4 protein-coding genes are annotated in these 4,457 nt (G+C 69.3%); all 4 read right to left on the bottom strand.

Annotated elements, in window-relative coordinates; genetic code table 11:
• Positions 1-65: 65 nt before the first annotated feature.
• Positions 66-989 (bottom strand): TerC/Alx family metal homeostasis membrane protein, encoded by a 924-nt coding sequence (locus VF139_11090; GenBank protein ID HEX6851937.1) that lies wholly within the window; start codon positions 987-989, stop codon positions 66-68.
• Between the two features lie 12 nt (positions 990-1,001).
• Positions 1,002-2,042: a hypothetical protein gene (locus tag VF139_11085; GenBank protein HEX6851936.1), complete on the bottom strand. Its 1,041-nt coding sequence runs from the start codon at positions 2,040-2,042 to the stop codon at positions 1,002-1,004.
• A complete protein-coding gene (locus tag VF139_11080) occupies positions 2,039-3,076 on the bottom strand; it encodes a putative zinc-binding metallopeptidase (protein ID HEX6851935.1) in 1,038 nt (345 codons plus the stop codon). Before VF139_11080 ends, VF139_11085 begins: the two co-directional genes overlap by 4 nt.
• The coding region (locus VF139_11075) for a hypothetical protein (GenBank protein HEX6851934.1) at positions 3,073-4,457 on the bottom strand (1,385 nt) is incomplete at its 5' end. The genes VF139_11080 and VF139_11075, both read right to left, overlap by 4 nt.

The raw sequence follows: 4,457 nt of genomic DNA, 5'->3' as shown, positions 1-4,457 counted from the left end.
AGGCCCCTTTTACTTACAAAGCACGGGCGTTCGCCCGTGCTTTGTAAGTAAAAGGGGCCTGACCCCTATTTCCGTTTCGGGATGAGGGACGCGAGCATGCTCGCTCCCAGCATCACGCACACGAGCGTGAGCGCCCAGGTCACGGGGATCTCGATCCAGGGCTCGGCGAGCATCCGCAGCCCGATGAAGACCAGCACGGCGCACAATCCGTAGTTCAGGAAGCGGAAGCTCGGGAGGATCGCGGCGAGCAGGAAATACATCGCCCGCAGACCGAGGATCGCGAAGACGTTGCTCGTGTAGATGATGAACGGGTCGCGCGTCACGCCGAACACCGCGGGGATCGAGTCGAACGCGAACAGCAGGTCGGTCGTTTCCACGACGAGCAGCACGAGCAGCAGCGGCGTCGCGTGCAGGACGCCCTGCAACCTCACGAAGAAGTGCTCCCCGTGGAGCTCGTGGGTCACGGGAAAGATCCTCGAGGCCAGGCGTACCGCCGGGTTCTTGTGGGGCTCGGGGGCCTCGTCCTTCTTCAGGAGCAGGTGGAATCCGGTGTACACGAGGAACGCGCCGAAGACGTAGAGCAGCCAGTGGAACCGGGCGACCGCCGCGGCGCCCGCGAGGATCAGCGCGCCCCGCATGATCAGCGCTCCGAGGATCCCCCAATAGAGAATCCGGTGCTGGTGCTCGCGGGGGACCGAGAAGTACCGGAACACGACGACGAACACGAAGATGTTGTCGATCGAAAGCGCCCGTTCGAGCACGTACCCCGTCACGTATTCGATCGCGCTGGTCTTCCCGTACAGTCGCCCGACGACCAGGGCGAAGGCCAGCCCCGCGGAGGTCCAGACCACGTTCCAGAAGATCGACTCGCGCACCCCGAGCACGCGCGACTTCCGGTTGAACACGCCGAGATCCAGCGCCAGGAAGGCGAGGATCATCACGTTGAACAGGACCCAGGCGCCGATCCCGTGGGGGCCGAGAAGCTCCATCGTCGCCGCTTCCTAGATGGCCCGGGAGGCGAGGCCGAGCTGCACGATCCGCTCGATGAGCTCGGGGTAGGCGAGGCCGGTCTTGAGCGCGGCCTCCGCGATGTCCTCGCCCTTGGCGATTTCGGGGTTCGGGTTCGCCTCGACGACCGTGAGTTTCCCGTCCTCGGAGACGCGCAGATCGATGCGTCCGTACCCGCGCATCTGGAGCACGCGGTAGACGCGCTTGGCCGTCGTGCGCAGCGCGCGCTGGACGGGCTCGGGGAGCTCCTCGGCGAAGGTGTTCTTGATCCCCCAGCGTTCGCGGTACCCGTCGTCCCACTTCGCCTTGTAGCTGGCGAACTTGGGCTCGCCTTCGGGCACCTTCGTGAACACGAGCTCGCGGGGCGGCAGGACCGTCAGCCGTTCGTTCCCCACGACGCCGACGTAGATCTCGCGTCCCTGGACGTATTGCTCGATGATCACGTCCCCCTTCAGGCGCTCGTGCAGGAACGCCGCGCGGGCGAGCGCCTGCTCCTCCGTCTCGGCGAACGAGTCCCGGGAGATCCCGACGGAGCCCTCTTCGGCCAGCGGCTTCACCAGGACGGGGAACATCGACTTCGACAGCTTCTTGAGCGGGTTGGTCCGGTGCGAGACGACGAACGGCGCGATCGGAACGCGGTGGTGCTTCAGGATCTTCTTCGAGAGCGCCTTGTCCTGGCACAGCATCAGGGCACGATGGCCGCAACCCGTGTACGGCACGCGGCACAGCTCGAGGACGCCCGCGATGTTGCTCTCGAAGTAACGCGAACCGTGGAAGGTCTGGACGAAGTTCCAGACGAGATCCGGCTGGATCCGCTCCACGAGGTCCACGACCTCCCGCGCGTTCTTCCAGATCGCGCCGAGGTGCACCTCGTGGCCGAGCTCGCGCAGGGTGTTGACCACGTGCCCCTCGGTCCGCCAGTCGGGCTCCTCGCGCATGCGCCGCGCGTACTCCTCGTCGGGCGCAGGAGGGTCGTGCACCTCGAACAGGACGAGGATGCGCAGCTTCCGCCTCTCGATCTTGGCCTTCTTCATGGCTTCGTCGCCCGGTACGTGTGCTTGAGCAGGCGGTTGACGATCAGGGTGGTCGCGTACGTGGAGAACTTGAGCAGGGCTTCCTCCTCGTCGCCGCGCACGACCAGGCGGTTCTGGTCGGCGAGCTGCGCGAGGCTCGCCACGACACGCGCGACCTGACTCTCGCGCTCGCCGCTGAACCCGGCGATCGACTGGACCAGGCGCTTCTTGCGGGCGCGGATGAACTCGGCGGCGGTGTCCTTCGGCTCGGCGGCCCGCGAGACGCGGAAGATCCTCTTCATGTCGCGCACCGCGAAGGACAGGTCGAGCAGCTTGTACAGCCGGAACTTGCGCTCGTAGTACCGGCGCAGCGGCGAGGTGAGCGTGCGCGCCTCGGGGCCGACGATCCAGCGCCGCCGCGGCACCCGGCGCTCGCGCACGTCGCGCATGAGCCGGTCCACGTAGCGCAGCTTCCGCAGCGCGGGCTCCCCCTTGTACCGCTCGCGCCAATCGGATTTCGGGTCGAGCCAGACGGCGAAGGTCTCGGCGAAATCCTCGGAGGGGTGGGCCTGGGCGTAGTGGTCCGGGACGTTCTGGACGAACGCGCGGCTGAGCGGATCGATCTCGTAGAAATACGGCTGGTAGGGACGCGAAGGGGACCCGAACGTCTCCTTCCAGTCCTTCCGGCGCGACAGGCCGTAGGCGTGGTCGAAGGCGTGACCGGCCTCGTGCCGCAGCAGCTTCATGCACCACGCGGGGCTTCCCCCCTCGACCTCGAACATCATCCGGCTCTCGAGGGCGCGCAGGCGCGGGTGAAGGAGGAAGAACGGGACGCCGATCGCCGCCTGGTCGGCGGGGGAGAGCCACTCGTCGGAGACGAACATCCTGGGGCGAAGGTGCAGCCCGGCGTCGTCGAGCTCGCGGAACAGCTGGGCCACGCGCGTCTCGACGGGGGTCCCCTTCAGCTTCACGCCGAGGTCGCCGATCCGGACGTCGAGCAGATCGTCGTCGGAGAGATGCTCCCAGGCGACCTTCTTGCGGGAAGAGCGGTTCATCGGCCGCCGAGAATACCAAACAGGGCGTCCGCGGTCGTCACCGGCGCCGAGCAGGTCCGGTTCCGGCAGACGTAGGCGGCCGCCCGGCCGGAGACCGGCGTTTTCCCCTCGAGGAGCGGGCGTCCCGCCGCCGCCTCCCCCGGAACGGCGAAGGCGAAGGTCCGATTCGGCAGGTAGGTCGTCCACGCCGCGCGGGCCAGCGCGAGCGCCGCCGGGTCGCCGGGCGCTCCCGCGACCACGATCTCGTCGGCCGGCCCCTCGACGAAGTCCGCGGCGGCGAGCAGCGACGCGAAGGCGGTCGGGGCCCTCCCCACGAGCGGGCGCAGCGCCGCGAGGATCTCGACGGCCGCGCGGCGCAGCTCCGCGTCGTCGAGATGGGACGCGAGTCGCGCGAGGACCTCGGTCGCGACGCCCGAGCCCGACGGCAACGCGCCGTCGTACAGGCTCCGGGTGCGCACGAGCAGCCGCTCGTGGTCGTCGGCGGTGAAGTGGAAGCCGCCGCGCGGATCGCGGAACCGCGCGAGCATCGTGCGGGCCAGGCCGAGCGCGTCGTCGAGATCCCGGCGCTCGAACGCCGACTCGTACAGGTCGAGCAGGCCGCGCGCGAGGAAGGCGTGGTCGTCGAGGTAGGCGGGGAGCTGCGCGCGCCCCTCGCGCCAGGTGACGAGCAGGCGGCCCTCCCGGAAGAGGTTCGCGCGGACGAAGGCGGCGGCGCGGCGGGCGGATCGAAGGTCCTCCTCGCGCCCGAACGCCTGGTACGCGCGGCAGAACGCCGTGATCGCCAGGCCGTTCCACGCGGTGAGGACCTTGGTGTCGGTCGCCGGGCGGACGCGCCGCGCCCGTGCCGCGAGGAGCTTCGCCTTCCACGCGGAAAGGGCCGGGACCAGCGCCTCGTCGGGGGCGCCGTCGAGGTGGTTCGGGATGTTGGCGCCCTCGAAGTTCCCCGCCTCGGAGATGCCGAGCGCCGCGCGGCAGGCCGCGCCCTCCTCCGCCCCCAGGACCTCGTCGATCTCCGCGACGCTCCAGACGTAGAACTTCCCCTCGTGCCCCTCGCTGTCGGCGTCGAGGGAGGCGTACAACCCGCCGTCGGGGTGGGTCAGCTCGCGGCGCACGAAGTCGAGCGTCTCCTCGACGACGCGGCGATAGAGGGGCTTGCGGGACACCCGCCAGGCGTCGGCGTAGACGGGGACCAGCAGCGCCTGGTCGTAGAGCATCTTCTCGAAGTGGGGGACGAGCCACCTCTCGTCGACGCTGTAGCGGGCGAAGCCGCCGCCGATCTGGTCGTACATGCCGCCGAGCGCCATCCGGTCGAGCGTCGTCTCGGCCATCGCGAGGGGCGCCGCTTCCCCGGTGCGCTTCGCCTCGCGCAGCAGCAGGTCGA

Source organism: Candidatus Polarisedimenticolaceae bacterium, assembly GCA_036376135.1.
GTDB lineage: Bacteria > Acidobacteriota > Polarisedimenticolia > Polarisedimenticolales > DASRJG01 > DASVAW01.
The sequence above is the reverse complement of the archived record's forward strand: the minus strand, read 5'-3'. Positions and strand labels throughout refer to the sequence as shown.